The following is an 18,020-nucleotide window of genomic DNA, read 5'->3' as shown; positions in this document are numbered from 1 at the left end:
CCTGATGCTCGGGAGGGCGGCTCTCGCGTCTGCGAACGGCGGATGCCGGAGAGTGCGCTCAGACGGCGCGGAGCACCGCCACGACCTTGCCGAGCACCGTGGCCTCATCGCCGAGGATCGGCTCGAAGGCAGAGTTGCGGGGGAGCAGCCAGGTGTGGCCGTCGCGACGACGGAACGTCTTCACGGTCGCCTCGTCATCGAGCATCGCCGCGACGATCTCGCCGTTCTCGGCGCTGTTCTGCGAACGGATGACCACCCAGTCGCCGTCGCAGATGGCGGCGTCGATCATCGACTCACCGGAGACCTTGAGCATGAACAGGTCGCCCTTGCCGACGAGCTGGCGCGGAAGGGGGAAGATCTCCTCGACCTGCTGCTCGGCGGTGATCGGCACACCCGCGGCGATCCGACCGACCAGCGGCACGAGCGCGGCGTCGCCGACGGGCGTGGCGACGTCAGCCGGGTTCTCCCCGCTGGTGCCGGGCAGGTCGATCAGCACCTCCATGGCGCGGGTCTTGCCCGGATCACGGCGCAGGTAGCCGCTGAGTTCGAGCTGCCCGAGCTGGTGGGTGACGCTCGAGAGCGACTTGAGTCCGACGGCGTCGCCGATCTCCCGCATGCTCGGCGGGTAGCCGTGATGCGCGATGGAGGTCTGGATGACCTCGAGGATCGCCATCTGCTTCGGGCTCAGGCTCTTCCGACGGCGCGTCCGAGGGGCCTCCTGCTCCGGGGCTGAGTTCTCGCTCATGATGCTCCTTCAGTACGCGATCCGACGTTCCTCTTCGAATGTCGGAGGTCCGTGGTGGGGTGTTCCTATCGAAACCGTATCCGAGAATCGGGCCGATCTGGAAGATCTGTTCGAGCGTGTCGGCAGATTCGCTGGTCCGATTTCGAAGAACAGTTGACAGATGTTCGAACTCGAAGATATCTTCGGAACGTAGCTTCGCATCCACGGCTCCCGGCCGAGACGTGAATGCGAACGCTACGCCAACTTCTCCGCCGGCTCCCGCCGTCGGAACAGGGTAAGGAGCCCGACATGAGCAGCATCAGCTTCAGCACTGCAGTGGTCATCCCGGCACGCCCGGCGACGCGCTCACGGTTGCGTCTGACGGCTCGTGGTCGGTCTGTGCTCCTGGCTCTCGCCGCCATCCCCCTCGCCGTCGGCATCGCATTCGCCGCGATCGGCGGTGGCAACGCGATCGCGTCGGGCGACGATGTCGCGGTGGCCAGCTTCGAGACCGTGACGGTCCTTCCCGGCGACACTCTCTGGTCCATCGCCACGTCGATCGCGCCCACCGCCGACCCCCGTGACGTGATCGGCGAGATCAGCCGCCTCAACATGCTCCGCGCGGGCGAACTCCAGATCGGCCAGGAGCTGGCCATTCCGGCGCAGTACACCGACTGACGTCACGCGGGCGGCGCGCGGCCTAGCATTGAACGGTGACTTCTTCACTCGATGACCTCCCGCTCCGCGACGATCTGCGCGGGCTCACCCCGTATGGGGCCCCGCAGGCGCCGTTGCCGATCGCTCTCAACGTGAACGAGAACACCCATCCTGTTCCGGATGCGGTGGCGAGCGACATCCTCGACGACATCGCGGTGGCGCTCCGCGACGTGAACCGCTATCCCGACCGGGAGTTCACGACTCTGCGCGAGGGCTTCGCCGATTACCTCGGCCACGGACTGTCCGCCGATCAGATCTGGGCCGGCAACGGGTCCAATGAGGTTCTGCAGCACATCCTCCAGGCCTTCGGCGGACCGGGACGCACCGCTTTCGGTTTCGCGCCGACCTATTCGATGTACCCGCTGATCGCCCAGGGAACGGGCGCCCGCTGGATCGCGGGCGCCCGGCAGCCCGACTACACGATCACTCCGGAAGAGGCTGCGGCGCAGGTGCGCGCTGCCGACCCCGACGTGATCCTCCTCTGCTCACCGAACAACCCGACCGGCACCCCGCTCGGCCTCGATGTGATCGAGGCCGTGTACGACGTCGCTCGCGGCGTCGTGGTCGTGGACGAGGCGTACCAGGAGTTCGCGCCGCGCGACGCGGCATCCGCCCTGACACTGCTCGAAGGTCGCCCGCGGTTGGCCGTCTCGCGCACGATGAGCAAGGCGTTCGCCTTCGCCGGCGCCCGTGTCGGCTACCTCGCTGCGGATCCGGCTTTCATCGATGCTCTCCGTCTCGTTCGGCTTCCGTATCACCTGAGCGCTCTCACGCAGGCGGCCGCGGTCGCTGCCCTGCGCAACGCCGACGTGATGCTCGGGATGGTGGAGGAGATCGTCGAACAGCGCGATCGACTGTCTGCAACGCTCGAAGCACTCGGCTACACGCCGCACGAGTCATGGTCGAACTTCGTGCTCTTCGGTGGGGTGGCCGATCCGCGAGCCACCTGGCAGCAGCTCTACGAGCGTGGCGTGCTCATCCGCGATGTCGGCATCCCCGGTCACCTTCGCGTCACTGCGGGAACCGAGGCGGAGACCACCGCGTTCCTCGACGCTCTCGCCTCGATAGGATCGGCTTCATGAGCACCCTCGCACAGAACCCCCGCACGGCGAGCCGCGTGCGCACCACCTCGGAATCCACCGTCGAGCTCGAACTGAACCTCGACGGCACCGGTGCTGCCCGTATCGACACCTCCGTGCCGTTCTTCGATCACATGCTCACCGCGTTCGCAAAGCACTCGCTGACCGACCTGACCGTCCGCGCATCCGGCGACACGAACATCGACGCCCACCACACCGTCGAAGACGTGTCGATCGTGCTCGGTCAGGCGATCCTGCAGGCTCTCGGCGACAAGTCCGGCATCTCCCGCTACGGTGACGCGCTCGTGCCGCTCGATGAAGCCCTCGCGCAGGCCGTGGTCGACATCTCCGGTCGTCCGTACCTCGTCCACGACGGCGAACCTGCGGGTTTCGAGCACCACCTCATCGGCGGGCACTTCACCGGGTCGCTGGTACGTCACTCGTTCGAGGCGATCGCCTTCAACGCGTCGCTCACCGTGCACGTGCGGGTGCTCGGCGGTCGCGACCCCCACCACATCGCCGAAGCGGAGTACAAGGCCTTCGCCCGCGCGTTCCGTCAGGCCAAGGCTCTGGACCCGCTCGTCGACGGCATCCCCTCCACCAAGGGCGCGCTGTGAGTCGAACGCCCAAGGTCGCGGTCTTCGACTACGAATCCGGGAATGTGCACTCAGCGGTCAAGGCGCTCGTCGCCGCCGGTGCGGATGCCGTCCTCACGCGCGATCGCAAGGAGGCCCAGGAGGCCGATGGGCTGCTGGTGCCCGGCGTCGGCGCGTTCCAGGCGGTGCGTGACGCGCTGCACGCGCATGGCGGCGACGAGATCATCGACCGGCGCCTTGCCGGCGGACGGCCTGTGCTCGGCATCTGCGTCGGGATGCAGGTCCTCTTCTCGCACGGTGTGGAACGGGGCCACGACACCGAGGGCCTCGGCGAGTGGCCGGGGGCCGTCACCGAGCTCAACGCCCCGGTGCTGCCGCACATGGGGTGGAACACGGTCGAGCCCGGTGCGGACAGCATCCTCTTCCGCGGGATCGAGCAGGAGCGCTTCTACTTCGTGCATTCCTACGCCGCGCAGTCGTGGGAGCTCGACGTCATCCCGCCGTTCCCGCAGCCCGTGCTGACCTGGGCGACCTATGGCGACCCGTTCCTGGCCGCCGTCGAGAACGGCCCGCTCTCGGCGACGCAGTTCCACCCGGAGAAGTCCGGAGAAGCCGGCATCCAGCTGCTGCGCAACTGGGTCGACAGCCTCCGCTGAGGCGCAGCCGCCCGGCCTCGTGATGTCGCGGGTCAGAAGCCCCGGGCGACGGATGCCGCGGCCGACAGCCACGCACGCTGAGTGCGCTTCCCGAGCGCGCCGTACCGCAGGTGCCCGTCGACCATCTCGTGATCGAACGGGATGCTGACGACGTCGCGCGCCAGGGCGCGGTACCCGTTCACGACATGCTCGACATCAGACGGGGTGGCCTTGGGATCGGCCTGCGAGACCACGACGACCGACTCCTGAGCGAGCCGCGCCGACCGCTCGTCGCGTTCTTCGAGCGCCTCGATCAGAAGGGCACCGGCCTCCGCGTGGTCGGCACGCGTGGTCGTCGCGACCACCAGCTGGTCGGCGTGGTCGATCATGCGCAGCCACATCGGGTCGGATTCGTCGTTGCCGGAGTCGATGATGATGAGTCGGTAGAACTTCGCAGCCACCGCGTGGATCGCGTCGACGTCGGCGGGGCTGAGACGGTTCTCGTGCGCGAGCTTGATGGGCTTCGAGCGCAGGACGTCGTATTTCTCGCGGGGCTGGTGATGCATGAAGTGGGCGAGGTCGGCGGACTGGGCGCCGGTTCCGAGCAGGCGCCCGACCTCGGGCAGCATCTCCAGCAGCGTGCGGTCGTGCGCGCCGGTGTCGGTGCGCCAGCCCAGGGTGCCGCGCGTCTGGTTGTTGTCCCAGGCCAGCACGCCCGCGCCGCCGTAGCGTGCGAACACGGCGGAGAGCAGGATCGTCGTTGGCGTCTTGCCCGCACCGCCCTTGCCGTTGACGACGGCGATCGTGCGAGGGCCTGGCCAGTGCTGGCTCACGGCGAGTTCGTCGTCGCGGCCGGACTGCTCCTCGGCTGACGGGCGGATGCGGAAACCGAGCTTGTTGAACGCGCCTCGGGCGCCGTCGCGGGCGGGTTCTTCCGGGCGCTCGGTCTGCAGGAAGGAGTGACGGTCGCGGAGGTCCCGCTGCTCTCGACGCGATGCCGGCTCGATGACCGGCGGGGCGGCGGGCGCGAACGCGGAAGGTGCGGATGCGGGCGCGGCCGGCGTAGCGGGCGAGGGCGGCGAGGACAGCGCGGGTCCTGGTGCCGGCGCGCTCCGCGGCGCGCTCGAAGGCGCGGCGGAGGGTGCGGCGGAGGGCGGTGCGGAGACGACGCGCTGGGGCGCCGTGTTCAGGGACGCCGTCGGGGCGGGCGCGGTGACGCGAGGCGCGGCACTGGCGGGCGGGGGAGGAGTGGTCGGCGGCGCAGCGGGAGCAGGGGCGGCCGACTGAGGCGCAGGCGGAGCGGGCGCTCCCGGTTGCGGGGGTGCGGCGGGCGCGCTGACCGCAGGCATCGCGGGGTCCTGCTCGCGTTCCTCACGTACAGAAGCCCGTGTCCGGCGATACGGCGGCTGCGGCAACGCAGACGGGCCTGTCGACGGTAGCGGTGGAACCGGTGGGACCGCAGCCGGGAACAGCGGAACGGACTCGACGAGCTCCGGCTGGTCGCGGGGGATGGGCGATGCCGACCTCGGCGTGGCTTCTTCGTGCGGACCCGACATGATCCTTCAGCCTACCCGTGCATTTCACCGGCATTTCATTTGCATTTCTCCCGCATTTGGAGGCCGCCCCTGCGCGCGGTACCCTCGGTTCTCGTGCGTCCGCGACGGGTGTACCCCGGACCACGGATCTGAATCCTCACCTTAGGAACCCATGAACGACTTCGCGCAGTCTCCCTCGCTCACGCTTCTTCCCGCGGTCGATGTCGCCGGAGGCAAGGCAGTCCGTCTGACTCAGGGCGAGGCGGGAACCGAGACGAACTACGGCGACCCGCTCGACGCCGCAGGGGAGTGGGTCGCGCAGGGCGCGAAGTGGATCCACCTCGTCGACCTCGACGCCGCGTTCGGTCGCGGGAGCAACGCGCCGATCCTCCGCAAGGTCATCAAGCAGTTCAGGCACGTCAATGTCGAGCTGTCCGGCGGCATCCGCGACGACGCGACCCTCGAGGCGGCTCTGGAGAGCGGCGCTGCGCGCATCAACCTCGGCACGGCGGCGCTGGAGAACCCGGAGTGGGCGGCCGACGTGATCGGACGCTACGGCGAAGCGATCGCCGTGGGTCTCGACGTGCGCGGTACCACGCTCGCGGCTCGCGGCTGGACCAAGGAGGGCGGGGACCTCTGGGAGGTGCTCGAGCGCCTCGAAGATGCCGGATGCAGCCGCTACGTCGTCACCGATGTGACCAAGGACGGCACGCTCCGCGGCCCGAACCTCGAGCTGCTGCGCGAGGTGGCCTCCCGCACGCCGAAGCCGGTCGTCGCTTCGGGCGGCATCTCCAACCTCGACGACATCGCCGCTCTCCGTGAGCTCGTGCCGCTGGGTGTCGAGGGCGCGATCGTCGGCAAGGCGCTCTACGCAGGAGCATTCACGCTGGCTGAGGCGCTGGATGTCGCAGGGGACTGACGACTCCTGCGGGCACAGCGACCACGGTCACGACGACCACGGTCGTTCTTCGGTGAACTCCGGCGATTCGGCCGGCGTCCCCTGGGAGGGGCGGAGCTTCGAGCCCAATCCGCATACTTCCGACGACGGCTCCGCCGACCCCGCCCTGCTCGATGCATTGCGGCGCTTCCGGGCCGGTGACGGTTCGCAGGTCGAGGTGGTCGACGCGTTCCGTTCTGCCCGTGTCCTGATCCCGCTCGTCGCCGAGAAGGGCGCTCAGGAACCGGACCTCGGACCGAGCGGACTCGCTGTCGACAAGACGCAGGAGCTCTCGATCGTCACGGTCGCCGCGCCTGACGGCCGACGCGTGCAGCCCGTCTTCTCCTCGGTCGAATCCATGCAGCGGTGGGATGCCACGGCTCGACCGATCCCCGTCGAAGCCGTGCGAGCTGCACTCGCAGCATCCGCCGATGACACCGACCTCATCGTCCTCGATCCGACGTCCGACACGGAGTTCGTGATCCGTCGCCCTGCGGTGTGGGCGATCGCCCAGGAGCACCCGTGGGAACCGAGTTTCCTGTCGCCCGAGGTGTTCGGCGCGCTGCAGGAGAGCGTGGCGCACGAACTCGCTGTGATCGACGTCGCGGTCGCCGCCGGAGATCCGGATGCGCGCCTGCGGGGCCCGGAGCTGGTCGTCATCCTCGAGCTGATCGACGGCCTGGAGCGCGAGGTGCTCGACGCCGTCCTCGCGCGTCTGGCTCAGCGCTGGGCCGCCGACGACCGCATCGCCGTGCTCGCCGACTCCCTCACGGTGAAGCTCCGCCGCAGCGCCTGACCCGCTTCGCTAGGGTGGCCGCATGCGCAGAACAGCGATGGCGACCCTGACCGCGCTGCTGGGCCTGTCGCTCGCCGGCTGCGCGACCGCGTGCCCCGCGATCGGCTACATCAGCGTCCTGACGGTGGATGCCAGCGCCTACGGCGACGATGTCTTCGTGCAGTTGTGCGTCCCCGGCGGATGCTCCGCCGGCCCGGACGGCCAGGAGACGCCCTCATCGGACCCGACCGTCCCGAATGTGGGGGAGGAGCCGGACGAGTTCCTCTTCATGTCCGTTCCCGACGAGGTCACCGCGCGCGTCTTCGCCCCTGACGGCACCCTCCTCGTCGAGGACGACCACGACATCAGCTGGACTCACTCCACCGAGCAGTGTGGCGGCCCCTCGACCGCCCCGCCCCTGATCCTGAACCCCTGACCCCGACGCACAACCTCGTACTTCCCGCCCACATTCAACGGCGCGACACGGTTCCGGAAACCTGAGGGCGCAGCGCTCCCGCCGGGAGCGAGCATCGGGAGGGGCCCGCGAAGCGGGAGGGTCCCCGCTCTGCGAGCGAAGGCGGGAGCGCTGCGCCCGCCCCCGCAGAACCTCACAAGACCAAGACCGTTAGTTGACCGGCCCCGTCCACTTCTCGCCCGGTCCCTTGCCGATCGGGTCGGGGATGCTGGAGGCTTCGCGGAACGCGAGCTGGAGTGAGCGGAGGCCGTCGCGCAGCGAGCGGGCGTGCATGTCGCTGATCTCGGGAGCACCGGCGGTGATGAGCCCGGCGAGGGCGTTGATGAGCTTGCGTGCCTCGTCGAGGTCGAGCTGAGCCGCAGCATCCGGGTCGTCGGCGAGTCCGAGCTTCACGGCCCCCGCGCTCATCAGGTGCACGGCGGCGGTGGTGATGACCTCGACGGCGGGGACATCGGCGATGTCGCGGGTGGCGGAGGATGCCGCTTCTTCCTGTCGTGCCCAGCGCTCTTCGCGCTCGTGTGCAGTCTCGTCCGATGCCTGGTTCGTCACTTCGCCTTGCCTTCTGTTAGACTTCATCGGGCTCTGGAGCAGTATGCTCCGGAACGAAAGAGGATTCACTTCCCACCCGCGCTTGCCGTTCCAGGCTACCGGGTCCAGCACTCCGTCAGCTCCGATCGTGAGATCGAGCGGGCAGCAGGGTGCCGAGCCGGCGTCTGAATGCCGGTGGGTGGGGGACGATTCCGAATTCGCCCGTGATGCAGAGAGTGTCGCGGTGGCTGAATCACATCGTCTAAGGAGCACCTATCAGCGATCCCCGCACCAATGAGCGCATCCGCGTCCCCGAGGTTCGCCTCGTCGGTCCCGCGGGTGAGCAGATCGGCGTCGTCCGCATCGAGGCCGCGTTGCGCCTTGCGCAGGAAGCCGATCTCGACCTCGTCGAGGTCGCCCCCAACTCGAAGCCGCCCGTGGTCAAGATCATGGACTACGGCAAGTTCAAGTACGAGGCCGCCCAGAAGGAAAAGGAAGCTCGCCGCAACCAGGCGAACACGATCCTGAAGGAAGTCCGCTTCCGTCTGAAGATCGAGGCGCACGACTACACGACCAAGCTGAAGCGCGCCGAGGGCTTCCTCAAGGCCGGCGACAAGGTCAAGGCCATGATCCTGTTCCGCGGTCGCGAGCAGTCGCGCCCCGAGCAGGGTGTGCGTCTCCTCCGCAAGTTCGCGGAAGACGTCGCCGAGCTGGGCACGGTCGAGTCCAACCCGACCATCGATGGTCGCAACATGGTCATGATCGTTGCTCCGCTCAAGAGCAAGTCCGAAGCCAAGCAGGAGCAGAACGCCGTCCGCGACGCACAGCGCGCCGCGAACAAGCAGGCCGCTCGTGAGTCGAAGGCCGAGTCGGATGCTCCCGCCGAGGTCGCCGCGGAGTAATTCCGCCCCCAGAACTCCCGCACCGCGGGTTGACACCGTCGCCTGAGAAGGCGCCATACGAAGGAAGAGAAGATGCCGAAGCAGAAGACCCACTCGGGTGCTAAGAAGCGCTTCAAGATCACCGGCAGCGGCAAGCTGAAGAAGCAGCAGGCCGGCATGCGCCACAACCTCGAGCACAAGTCGAGCCGTCGTACCCGTCGTCTGAACCAGGACCAGGTGCTCTCGAAGGCTGACACCAAGGTCGCGAAGAAGCTTCTCGGCCGCTGATCGCGCCCGAACGCACGAATAGGAACACAGGAAAATGGCAAGAGTCAAGCGGGCAGTAAACGCCCACAAGAAGCGCCGGGTCATCCTCGAGCGCGCAAAGGGTTACCGCGGTCAGCGTTCGCGCCTCTACCGCAAGGCCAAAGAGCAGGTCATCCACTCCCTGGTCTACTCGTACCGGGACCGTCGCAAGCGCAAGGGCGACTTCCGTCGTCTCTGGATCCAGCGCATCAACGCTGCGGCTCGCCAGAACGGCATGACGTACAACCGCTTCATCCAGGGCCTCGGCCTCGCGGGTGTCACGGTCGACCGTCGTATGCTCGCTGACCTCGCGATCAACGACGCAGCGACGTTCACGACGCTGATCGAGACGGCGAAGAAGGCTCTGCCCTCCGACGTCAACGCGCCGAAGTCGGCTGCGTAAGCATCTCTTCACACAGGGCGCTCTCCTTCGGGAGGGCGCCCTGTGGCGTTTCCGGACGCGGCGTCGGCGGAGAGCCGAGTGACAGCGACGTCGATGAGGGATGCTGCCGCCACAGCCAGCGCGTAGACGCCGAGGTCGCGTGCGTCGAAGCCTGAGCCGAGGACGAGCTCGATCGGCGGGAACACGTCAGCCCAGGCGCGGGGAAGCGCGGTGAGCTGCAGCAGCTCGACACCCGCGCACACCGCGAATGCGATCAGGGCAGCCGCCGCGCGATGCGCCCGCGGCGCGACGAGCGCTGCGAGAAGGTAGATGAGCACGGCGTACAGGGCGTCGCCGGCGATGTCGCCGACCGTTCCGCCGACTCCGCGATGGACGAGCAGCCCGATGCCGACCGTCCCGGCAGCGAGAACGGCCAGGGTGACCCGTCGGCGGGTGAGGGGCGCCGGGGCGTCGTTCGTCATGGACGCACCATATCCCCGATGGTGCGGGAACCAGCCGCGTGTTGCCTAGACTGTGAATGTGCTGGAGAACCCCCGCTCCCCCCGAGTCCGTGCCGTCGCGAAACTGACCAAACGCAGTGCGCGCACCGAGACGGGTCTGTTCCTTCTCGAAGGTCCGCAGGCCGTCCGCGAAGCGCTGACCTACCGCCCCGAGGCGATCGTCGAGCTCTTCGCGACGCCGAACGGGTGGGAGAAGCATCCGGACATCCGGGCGAAGTCCGGCGAGGCTGAGATCGACGTCGAGTTCGTCACGGAGTACGTGCTCAATGCGATGGCCGACACTGTCACTCCGCAGGGACTCGTCGCGGTTGTCCAGCAGACGCCGACGTCGGTGCGCGACATCTTCGCGGCATCTCCCCGGCTCGTCGCGATCTGCGAAGAGGTGCGTGATCCGGGCAATCTCGGCACCATCATCCGGGCAGCGGATGCCGCCGGCGCGGATGCCGTCGTCCTCACCGGCCGCACGGTCGACCCGTACAACCCGAAGGTCGTCCGCGCGACGACCGGCTCGCTCTTCCACCTGCCCGTCTCGGTGGCGGGAGATCTCGCCGATGTCGTGAAGCGCGCCCATGCGGCAGGACTCCGAATCCTCGCGGCCGACGTCAAGGGAGACGACCTGCTCGAGGCCCGCGCAGCGGGTGTCCTCGCTGAGCCCACCGGCTGGCTGTTCGGCAATGAAGCGCGCGGTCTCGAAGACGACGCTCTCGCGCTTGCCGACCAGGTGCTCAAACTGCCCATCTTCGGGCGCGCGGAATCCCTCAACCTCGCCACCGCAGCCAGCGTGTGCCTCTACGAGAGCGCGTTCGCCCAGCGGGCGTCTGCGACAGGCTGACCCGGCGGTCTGATGCGCAGAGACCGGAAGCAGAATCGATGAGGATTCTGATCGTGGAAGACGACGACCGCGTCGCCGCTGCCCTCGACGCTTTCCTCGCCCGTTCGGGGTACGCGACGGTGCGCGCCGCCGACGGTGCCGCCGCGCTCGACCTGCTCGGCGCCGATACCGAGGTCGTCCTGCTCGATCTCGGCCTGCCGGACGTCGATGGGATCGACCTGTGTCGCCGCATCCGTGGGCGCTCCGATGTCCCCATCGTGATCGTCACCGCCCGCAACCAGGTCACCGAGCGCATCAAGGGCCTCCGCGCCGGGGCAGACGACTTCGTCGTGAAGCCCTACGACGTGCACGAGCTGCTGGCCCGGATCGAGGCGGTCACCCGGCGCACGCGTCCGATGCGGGCGGAGACCGAGGCGCGAGTGGTGCTCGACGGGGGAGAGGTGCAGATCGACCTCGTCGCGCGTCAGGTGTTCGTCGAGGGCGGTCCCGTCGACCTCACGCGCAAAGAGTTCGACATCGTCGCTGTGCTTGCGCGCTACCCGGGCGTCGCCGTGCCGAAGGAGCGGCTGATCCGCGAGGTGTGGAACACCGACTGGCGCGGCTTCGGGCACTCGCTCGAGGTGCACGTCGGCGCGATCCGCCGGAAGACGGGAGACCGCCGACTCATCGAGACCGTGCGCGGCGTCGGTTACCGCCTGGCCGGGTCGTGACCGATGCGACGTCGCCTGATCATCGTCTTCCTCGTGCCGCTCGTGGCGATCCTGCTCTCCCTGGGAGGGGCTGCGGGCTGGGGTGCCGCCCGCAGCATCCAACAGACGTTCTACGCCGAGCAGCTGGGTGACCTCGGCTACTTCGTCACCAGCGCCCGGCAGTCCCTGCGCTCGGGGAGTGCCGCCGTCGTCGACGCCGAGGTCCTGAGGTTCCGCGAGGTCTACGGGATCGACGTCATGGTGTTCGACCTCGCCGGCAGCGTCTGGGCCGCAGGCGACGACGAGACGGCCGTGCTCTCGGACGACGACGCCGAGAGGGTGCGACTCGCGTTGTCCGGGCGTCGCGCCGAGCCGCCGGGTCAGGTCTTCCCCTGGACGATCACCGACTCGGCCGTCGTCGAGCCGGTCTTCGACGACGGCGACGTCATCGGTGCGGTGCTGGTCTCCGCCGATGTCGAGGCGCCACGCGCGGCGATCCTGCAGCAGATGCTCGTCCTGTCGGCAATCGCGGTCGCGCTGATCGCTCTCGGCGTGCTGCTGGTCTTCCGTCTCGCGCGCTGGGTGCTGTCGCCGGTGCGCCGACTCGACGAGGCGATGGTCGCGATCGAGCGCGGCGAGATGGATACGCGGGTCGCGGAAGACACCGGTCCACCGGAACTTCGGCGTATGACTCGCGTGTTCAACGGCATGGCCGACGAGATCGAACGTGTGATGACGCGGCAGCAGGAGTTTGCGCTCAATGCGTCTCACGAGCTGCGCAACCCGCTCAACGCGCTGCTGCTGAGGGTCGAGCACCTCGCCACCGGGCTCGGCAAGGACTGGCAGGACGACGTCGAGGAGACGAGGGAGGAGGGGCGGCGGATGGCTCGGATCCTCGAGACTCTCCTGGGGCTCGCCCGCGGCGGCCGCGGCGATTCGACGATCTCCGCCGTAGACCTGGCGACTTTGGCCACCCGCCGCGTCGATGCCTGGCGCGATGTCGCGGGTCAGCGCGGGGTCGCCTTCCGCCTCGGCGGAGACCGGTCGGTCATGAGCGTGACCGACCGGACGATCGTGGAGAGCGCCTTGGACGCCGTCATCGACAACGCCGTGAAGTTCTCGCCCGTCGAGGCAGAGATCGAGGTCGGGGCCTGGCGCGAGGGAGAGATCTGCCGGATCACCGTCCGCGACCACGGTCCCGGAATGACGGTCGAGCAGGCCGCGTCGGCCGCCGACCGGTTCTGGCGCAGCGACGAGAGCCGCGACACGCCCGGTTCCGGGCTGGGACTCGCGATCGCCACTGACCTGCTCGCATCGGTCGGGGGAGACCTCGCCGTGGAGTCCATCGAGGGCGGCGGCCTCGCCGTCTCGCTGCTGCTGCGCGACGGAGCATCCGCATGAGGCCGGTGCGGCGGAGGATCGCCGCGGGTCTCGTGTCTCTTCTGGTGCTGTGCGCCCTCGCCGCCTGCAGCACCCGCGCAAGCGAGTGGAGCGACGAGGAGTACGTGATCGCGGGCGGCGGATCGACGGGCGTCTACTTCGACTACGGCACCCATCTGGCCGCTGACCTGTCCGGGACGCTCGACATCCGGATGGTCGCCGACGAGACGGCGGGCTCGGTCGACAACCTGCTGCGCGTCGGCTCGGGAGAGGCGGTGATCGGGTTCGCGCAGGGGGACGCCGCCGCGGATGCGGTCGCGGGGACCGGAGCATTCGACGAGCCATTGAAGGTGCAGGCCGTCGCGCGGCTCTACGACGAGTACGTGCACGTCGTGGTGCGCGGCGACTCCGAGATCGACGGCATCGCCGACCTCGCGGGAAGGTCCGCGTCCCTCGGCGCCGAGAACTCGGGCGTCAACGTCATCGCTGGCAGGGTGCTGGATGCGGCCGGGGTCGACGTCGCGTCCGTCCGCAATCCTCAGCTGGACCTCAGCGCCTCGATCCAGGCCATGGAACGGGGAGAGATCGACGGCTTCTTCTGGGTCGGCGGACTCCCGACCCCCGGGATCGCCGCGCTCGCCGAACGGATGCCGGTGCGCCTGCTGCCGATCGAGCAGGAATGGGTCAACGAGGTGAACGACCGGTACTCCCACGCCTACCGCCCCGCCGACGTGCCGGCGGGCATGTACGGCCTGGAGGCGTCGGCATCCACCATGGCCGTTCCCAATTACCTGGTCACGGCCGAATCGACTCCGCCTGCCGTGGTGCGGGACATCCTCGCCGGCCTGTTCGACGCCCGCTCGCGCATCGCGCACGAGGTGCCGGCCGCCGCACTCCTCGACCGTCGTCAGGCGATCTTCACGGGTCCTGTGGCCCTTCATCCCGGCGCTGTCGAGTACTACCGCGACCTGCGCGGCTGAGCCCGCGGGCGACTGCTCAAGAAATCCTCAAGAACTCTGACAGCGGGTCGGCGCTCTGCCAGTGTGAGTGCGATCGCACACGATCGACGGGCCTGCTGCTCGCAGTAATCAGGGGAAAGCGCAGCGGCAGGCGTGGATCCACGGCCCTGCGGGGGCGGGCCGTGGATCACCCGTGCAGAGCAGCACGGGTGAGTGTGATCGCGTGTCACGAACGTGTAAATCCTGCGCTGGTGCGTAGTACCCAGGGTTCGACCTGGCTAGTTTGGAGAAATGATGACCTCTGATACACCCCTCGTCGTGGTCGAGAACGTCCAGAAGCACTACGGCGACTTCCAGGCTCTGACCGACATCGACCTCACGGTCAACACGGGTGAGGTCGTCGTGGTGATCGGCCCGTCCGGTTCCGGCAAGTCGACGCTCTGCCGCACCATCAACCGCCTCGAGACGATCACGAGCGGCAGCATCAGCATCGACGGCAAGGCGCTCCCCGCCGAGGGCAAGGGGCTCGCCACGCTCCGCGCCGACGTCGGCATGGTGTTCCAGTCGTTCAACCTGTTCGCCCACCTCACGATCCTCGAGAACGTCACTCTCGGGCCGATCAAGGTTCGCGGCCTGAAGAAGGCGGATGCCGACAAGGAGGCGATGGCACTGCTCGAGCGCGTCGGCGTCGCGCAGCAGGCCTCGAAGCTTCCCGCTCAACTCTCCGGTGGGCAGCAGCAGCGCGTCGCGATCGCACGCGCTCTCGCGATGCGCCCCAAGGTCATGCTCTTCGACGAGCCGACCAGTGCGCTCGACCCGGAGATGATCAACGAGGTGCTCGACGTGATGGTCGGGCTCGCCCAGGAGGGCATGACGATGATCGTCGTGACCCACGAGATGGGCTTCGCACGCAAGGCGGCCGATCGGGTCGTCTTCATGGCCGACGGCCGGATCGTGGAGGAGGCGACTCCTGAGGAGTTCTTCACGAATCCGAAGAGCGACCGTGCCAAGGACTTCCTCTCGAAGCTCCTCACCCACTGAGCTTCTGCACCAGAAGCCACCACAGACCCTGCACACACAGCAACTGAAGGAGACGCACATGCGACGCACACGGACACTGGCAGGCATCGGAATCGCGGCGGTAGCGCTGCTCGCGCTGACGGCCTGCAACAGCGGCACGCCCGGCGACACGACGGGCGAGGGCGAAGACCCCGGCACGAGCGAGGAAGGCCCGCTCTGGGAGGTGGCGACCGATGTCTCCCTCGACGGGAGCCCCACGTTCGACGCCATGACCGAACGCGGCAAGGTAGTGATCGGTGTAAAGAGCGACCAGCCCGGGCTGGGCTATGAAGACCCCGCGACCGGAGACCGCACCGGCTTCGACGTCGACACCGCTCGCTGGATCGCCGCTTCGCTGGGATTCGACGACGCGGACATCGAGTGGAAGACGATCCCGTCGGCGAACCGCGAGCAGGAGCTCATCAACGGGGGCGTCGACTTCTACGTCGGCACGTACTCGATGACCGACGCGCGCGACGAGGTCATCGACTTCGCGGGCCCGTACCTGATCACCGGTCAGGGCCTGCTGGTTGCGGCCGATGACGACTCGATCAAGGGCCCGGACGACCTCGCAGGCAAGGTGACGTGCTCGGTGACGGGCTCGACGCCTCTCCAGCGCATCCGCGAGGAGTACAGCGGTGAGGTCACCGAGCGTCAGACGTACTCCGAGTGCGTCGAGCAGCTCCTGTCGGGCCAGGTCGACGCGATCACGACCGACGAGGCGATCCTCGCCGGTTACCAGGCGCAGGACCCGGACAACCTGAAGCTCGCAGGCGACCCGTTCAGCGAGGAGCGGTATGGCGTCGGCATCGCCGATGGAGACACGGCGCTGCAGGACCACATCAACACCCTCTTCACCGACGGTGGTGACGTCTGGACCGCCCTGTACGAGGAGTACCTCGAGCCGGCCGGTGTCGTCGCTGAACAGCCTGCCGTCGACTGATCACCCTTGACCGGGGCGCCTGCACGGGCGCCCCGGTCAGACCCTCCTTCTGAAGAGCGCACGAGAGGAACCGAATGGGCGTCATCACGAACAACCTCGATCTGTGGGTCGAGGCGCTGCTCGGAACGCTGAAGCTCTTCCTGGGCGGGGCTGCACTCGCCCTCGTGCTGGGAATCATCGTGGGAGCGATGCGCGTCTCTCCGGTGCCCATCGCCCGCGCGGTCGGCACGCTGTACGTGAACACGATTCGCAATACTCCGTTGACCCTCGTCTTCTTCGGGTTCTCCTTCGCCCTTCCGCCGCTCCTCGGGCTGCGAATCGACTCGTTTCTTCTCGCGACGTGCGCGCTGGGCATCTACACCGCGACCTATGTCGCAGAGACGATCCGATCGGGTATCAACACCGTGCCGGTGGGGCAGGCCGAAGCAGCCCGAGCAATCGGCCTCGGTTTCGGCCAGGTGATGACGCTGGTCGTGCTCCCGCAGGCCTTCCGCTCCGTGATTCCGCCGATGATGAGCGTCTTCATCGCTCTGCTAAAGAACACGACGGTTGCCGCCGGCTTCTCGGTCATGAACCTCGGGTCCATGCGCGACTGGCTCAGTGAGCGCGGTGAGAATCAGCTGCTGGTGATCGTGTGGGTCATGATCGCGTTCGTGGCGCTCGTGCTGCTGCTCTCCTGGGCACAGCGATCACTCGAGAACCGATGGAGGGTGGCGCGATGAGCGGCAGTGTCCTTTACGACGTCCCGGGTCCCCGGGCGATCGCTCGCAACCGGATCATCGGCGTGATCACGATCCTCGTCGTGGTGGCCGTTATCGCGTTCTTCATCTGGCGGCTCATCGCCACGGGACAGTTCTCCGCACAGAAGTGGATCGGATTCACTTACACACGCATCTGGGAACAGATCGCGATGGCCACGGTGCGCACGGTGGCCGCATTCGCCGCAGCCGCCGTCGGTGCTCTGGCGCTCGGATTCATCCTCGCAATCGGTCGGCTGTCGGATCACGCCTGGGTGCGTTGGCCGGTCACGGTCGTGACGGAGTTCTTGCGGGCCGTCCCGGTCCTCGTGATGATGTTCCTGCTCTACTACGGTCTTCCCGTGATGGGCGTGGAGATCCCGAGCTACTGGGCCGTGGTCATCGCCCTCGTCGCCTACAACGGTTCGGTTCTCGCCGAGGTCATTCGCGCGGGTGTCGAGTCACTGCCTCGAGGACAGAGCGAGGCGGGCTACTCGATCGGTCTGCGCAAAGCCGGCGTGATGCAGCTGGTACTGCTCCCACAGGCGATCCGGGCGATGATGCCGGTTATCATCTCGCAGCTCGTCGTCACGCTCAAGGACACCGCGCTCGGTTTCATCATCACGTACGAAGAGCTGCTGCTGCTCGCCAAGCAACTCGGAGCAGCGACCACGATCGGACGCCCCATCGTGCAGATGACGATGGTCGTCGCCGTGATCTACATCGGCATGTGCCTCTTGCTCTCGCTGGTCGCGAGGATGGCGGAGAAGCGGATGAGCCGGTCTCCGAAGGTTCAGGGAGCCGCACGGCACCTCGACGTCAATCCGCGCACGCACGATGGTGGCACGGATACGGAGCTGATCGCTCAGCAGAGGTTGTAGCTGTATGAGAAGAGCGTGGCCGAAGATTCCTCTCCGGCCACGCTCTTTCGTCTGTCGCGACTATCCAGACACTGTCCTGTCGGCAGTCGCGCCGACGCGGAAGTCATCGTAAGAAGGGCCTGCGGCTGTACCCCACGCGTGAATCTTGTACTGCGAGGTTCCTGACGTATCCCGCGCAGAGACGTAGATCACACAAGTGTTGGTTCCCGTGCAGTTCCGTGCCTGACCGAGCGGGGCAGGCAGGGTGTTGGCACCGTTGCTCTGCAGCGCGACATTCGTGCCGCCCCTCATGACCGAGATGCCTGCCTGGGTCGAGTTGTACGAGTAGTTCGCGACGTTCTTGCAGTAGACCTTCGCCTGCACCGACAGGAATCGGCCGTCTGAATTCGTGACGAAGCTCGCGGACTGAATCGACACCGTGCACCCCGGATCGGCAGCCATCGCTGGCG

At 67.7% G+C, this 18,020-nt stretch carries 24 protein-coding genes; 19 read left to right on the top strand and 5 right to left on the bottom strand.

Annotation, left to right across the window (positions count from 1 at the left end):
- Positions 1-58: 58 nt before the first annotated feature.
- The gene (gene lexA / locus V5D55_RS18645; protein WP_116636347.1) at positions 59-745 is read right to left on the bottom strand and encodes a transcriptional repressor LexA; all 687 of its coding nucleotides are present in this window, start codon (positions 743-745) and stop codon (positions 59-61) included.
- Between the two features lie 288 nt (positions 746-1,033).
- Here lexA and V5D55_RS18640 point away from each other — a divergent pair, with 288 nt between their 5' ends.
- Genes V5D55_RS18640 through hisH form a run of 4 tightly spaced genes read left to right on the top strand, consistent with a single transcriptional unit; the run spans position 1,034 to position 3,772 of the window.
- The gene (locus V5D55_RS18640) at positions 1,034-1,402 is read left to right on the top strand and encodes a LysM peptidoglycan-binding domain-containing protein (RefSeq protein ID WP_435745963.1); all 369 of its coding nucleotides are present in this window, start codon (positions 1,034-1,036) and stop codon (positions 1,400-1,402) included.
- A gap of 35 nt (positions 1,403-1,437) precedes the next feature.
- Entirely contained in the window at positions 1,438-2,523 is a 1,086-nt protein-coding gene (locus V5D55_RS18635; protein WP_435745961.1) for a histidinol-phosphate transaminase, read from the top strand.
- Positions 2,520-3,137, top strand: a complete 618-nt coding sequence (hisB, locus tag V5D55_RS18630; RefSeq protein WP_435745959.1) for an imidazoleglycerol-phosphate dehydratase HisB — start codon at positions 2,520-2,522, stop codon at positions 3,135-3,137. The genes V5D55_RS18635 and hisB overlap by 4 nt, the downstream gene beginning before the upstream one ends.
- Positions 3,134-3,772 carry an imidazole glycerol phosphate synthase subunit HisH gene (gene hisH / locus V5D55_RS18625; RefSeq protein WP_435745957.1) on the top strand — a complete coding sequence of 213 codons (639 nt, stop codon included), beginning with the start codon at positions 3,134-3,136 and terminating at the stop codon, positions 3,770-3,772. Before hisB ends, hisH begins: the two co-directional genes overlap by 4 nt.
- Before the next feature lie 32 nt (positions 3,773-3,804).
- Here the strand turns inward: hisH and V5D55_RS18620 are convergent, their stop codons facing one another.
- Complete coding sequence (locus V5D55_RS18620; protein ID WP_435745955.1) at positions 3,805-4,584, bottom strand: AAA family ATPase; 780 nt, start codon at positions 4,582-4,584, stop codon at positions 3,805-3,807.
- A 172-nt stretch (positions 4,585-4,756) separates the two neighbouring features.
- On the opposite strand from V5D55_RS18620, the gene V5D55_RS18615 reads away from it, so the two are divergent.
- From V5D55_RS18615 to V5D55_RS18600, 4 genes are all read left to right on the top strand, one after another.
- Positions 4,757-5,038 (top strand): hypothetical protein, encoded by a 282-nt coding sequence (locus tag V5D55_RS18615; protein ID WP_435745953.1) that lies wholly within the window; start codon positions 4,757-4,759, stop codon positions 5,036-5,038.
- A gap of 420 nt (positions 5,039-5,458) precedes the next feature.
- Positions 5,459-6,205 carry a bifunctional 1-(5-phosphoribosyl)-5-((5-phosphoribosylamino)methylideneamino)imidazole-4-carboxamide isomerase/phosphoribosylanthranilate isomerase PriA gene (priA, locus tag V5D55_RS18610; protein WP_435745951.1) on the top strand — a complete coding sequence of 249 codons (747 nt, stop codon included), beginning with the start codon at positions 5,459-5,461 and terminating at the stop codon, positions 6,203-6,205.
- Positions 6,189-7,019, top strand: coding sequence for an SseB family protein (locus V5D55_RS18605; RefSeq protein ID WP_435745948.1), 831 nt, complete (start codon positions 6,189-6,191; stop codon positions 7,017-7,019). Before priA ends, V5D55_RS18605 begins: the two co-directional genes overlap by 17 nt.
- A 22-nt stretch (positions 7,020-7,041) precedes the next feature.
- A complete protein-coding gene (locus V5D55_RS18600) occupies positions 7,042-7,434 on the top strand; it encodes a hypothetical protein (RefSeq protein WP_435745945.1) in 393 nt (130 codons plus the stop codon).
- A gap of 189 nt (positions 7,435-7,623) precedes the next feature.
- Here V5D55_RS18600 and V5D55_RS18595 read toward each other — a convergent pair whose 3' ends face one another.
- A complete protein-coding gene (locus tag V5D55_RS18595; RefSeq protein WP_435745943.1) occupies positions 7,624-8,049 on the bottom strand; it encodes a DUF1844 domain-containing protein in 426 nt (141 codons plus the stop codon).
- Positions 8,050-8,276: 227 nt separating this feature from the next.
- Between V5D55_RS18595 and infC the strand changes: the two genes are divergently transcribed.
- From infC to rplT, 3 genes are all read left to right on the top strand, one after another.
- Positions 8,277-8,903, top strand: a complete 627-nt coding sequence (gene infC, locus V5D55_RS18590; protein WP_435749341.1) for a translation initiation factor IF-3 — start codon at positions 8,277-8,279, stop codon at positions 8,901-8,903.
- Between the two features lie 72 nt (positions 8,904-8,975).
- Positions 8,976-9,170, top strand: coding sequence for a 50S ribosomal protein L35 (gene rpmI, locus V5D55_RS18585; protein WP_017828564.1), 195 nt, complete (start codon positions 8,976-8,978; stop codon positions 9,168-9,170).
- A 34-nt stretch (positions 9,171-9,204) separates the two neighbouring features.
- Positions 9,205-9,591: a 50S ribosomal protein L20 gene (gene rplT, locus V5D55_RS18580; RefSeq protein ID WP_435745940.1), complete on the top strand. Its 387-nt coding sequence runs from the start codon at positions 9,205-9,207 to the stop codon at positions 9,589-9,591.
- An 8-nt stretch (positions 9,592-9,599) separates the two neighbouring features.
- Here the strand turns inward: rplT and V5D55_RS18575 are convergent, their stop codons facing one another.
- Entirely contained in the window at positions 9,600-10,052 is a 453-nt protein-coding gene (locus tag V5D55_RS18575) for a DUF2809 domain-containing protein (RefSeq protein ID WP_435745937.1), read from the bottom strand.
- A gap of 58 nt (positions 10,053-10,110) precedes the next feature.
- Here V5D55_RS18575 and V5D55_RS18570 point away from each other — a divergent pair, with 58 nt between their 5' ends.
- From V5D55_RS18570 to V5D55_RS18535, 8 genes are all read left to right on the top strand, one after another.
- Positions 10,111-10,923, top strand: a complete 813-nt coding sequence (locus V5D55_RS18570; protein WP_435745935.1) for a TrmH family RNA methyltransferase — start codon at positions 10,111-10,113, stop codon at positions 10,921-10,923.
- A 38-nt stretch (positions 10,924-10,961) separates the two neighbouring features.
- Positions 10,962-11,633, top strand: coding sequence for a response regulator transcription factor (locus V5D55_RS18565; RefSeq protein WP_435745933.1), 672 nt, complete (start codon positions 10,962-10,964; stop codon positions 11,631-11,633).
- A 3-nt stretch (positions 11,634-11,636) separates the two neighbouring features.
- Positions 11,637-13,013, top strand: a complete 1,377-nt coding sequence (locus V5D55_RS18560) for an ATP-binding protein (protein ID WP_435745931.1) — start codon at positions 11,637-11,639, stop codon at positions 13,011-13,013.
- The gene (locus V5D55_RS18555; protein WP_435745928.1) at positions 13,010-13,972 is read left to right on the top strand and encodes a TAXI family TRAP transporter solute-binding subunit; all 963 of its coding nucleotides are present in this window, start codon (positions 13,010-13,012) and stop codon (positions 13,970-13,972) included. Before V5D55_RS18560 ends, V5D55_RS18555 begins: the two co-directional genes overlap by 4 nt.
- A gap of 270 nt (positions 13,973-14,242) precedes the next feature.
- Positions 14,243-14,992, top strand: coding sequence for an amino acid ABC transporter ATP-binding protein (locus V5D55_RS18550; RefSeq protein ID WP_435745925.1), 750 nt, complete (start codon positions 14,243-14,245; stop codon positions 14,990-14,992).
- 58 nt (positions 14,993-15,050) lie between these two features.
- Positions 15,051-15,953 carry a glutamate ABC transporter substrate-binding protein gene (locus V5D55_RS18545; RefSeq protein WP_435745922.1) on the top strand — a complete coding sequence of 301 codons (903 nt, stop codon included), beginning with the start codon at positions 15,051-15,053 and terminating at the stop codon, positions 15,951-15,953.
- 74 nt (positions 15,954-16,027) lie between these two features.
- Positions 16,028-16,675, top strand: a complete 648-nt coding sequence (locus V5D55_RS18540) for an amino acid ABC transporter permease (protein WP_435745919.1) — start codon at positions 16,028-16,030, stop codon at positions 16,673-16,675.
- Positions 16,672-17,571 carry an amino acid ABC transporter permease gene (locus V5D55_RS18535; protein WP_435745917.1) on the top strand — a complete coding sequence of 300 codons (900 nt, stop codon included), beginning with the start codon at positions 16,672-16,674 and terminating at the stop codon, positions 17,569-17,571. Before V5D55_RS18540 ends, V5D55_RS18535 begins: the two co-directional genes overlap by 4 nt.
- Before the next feature lie 60 nt (positions 17,572-17,631).
- Here the strand turns inward: V5D55_RS18535 and V5D55_RS18530 are convergent, their stop codons facing one another.
- Positions 17,632-18,012: a hypothetical protein gene (locus V5D55_RS18530; RefSeq protein ID WP_435745913.1), complete on the bottom strand. Its 381-nt coding sequence runs from the start codon at positions 18,010-18,012 to the stop codon at positions 17,632-17,634.
- Positions 18,013-18,020 lie beyond the last annotated feature (8 nt).

Origin of the sequence: Microbacterium sp. PMB16, from assembly GCF_051294855.1 — a bacterium.
GTDB lineage: Bacteria > Actinomycetota > Actinomycetes > Actinomycetales > Microbacteriaceae > Microbacterium.
Note: the sequence above shows the minus strand (reverse complement) of the source record. Positions and strands in the feature narration are given on the sequence as shown.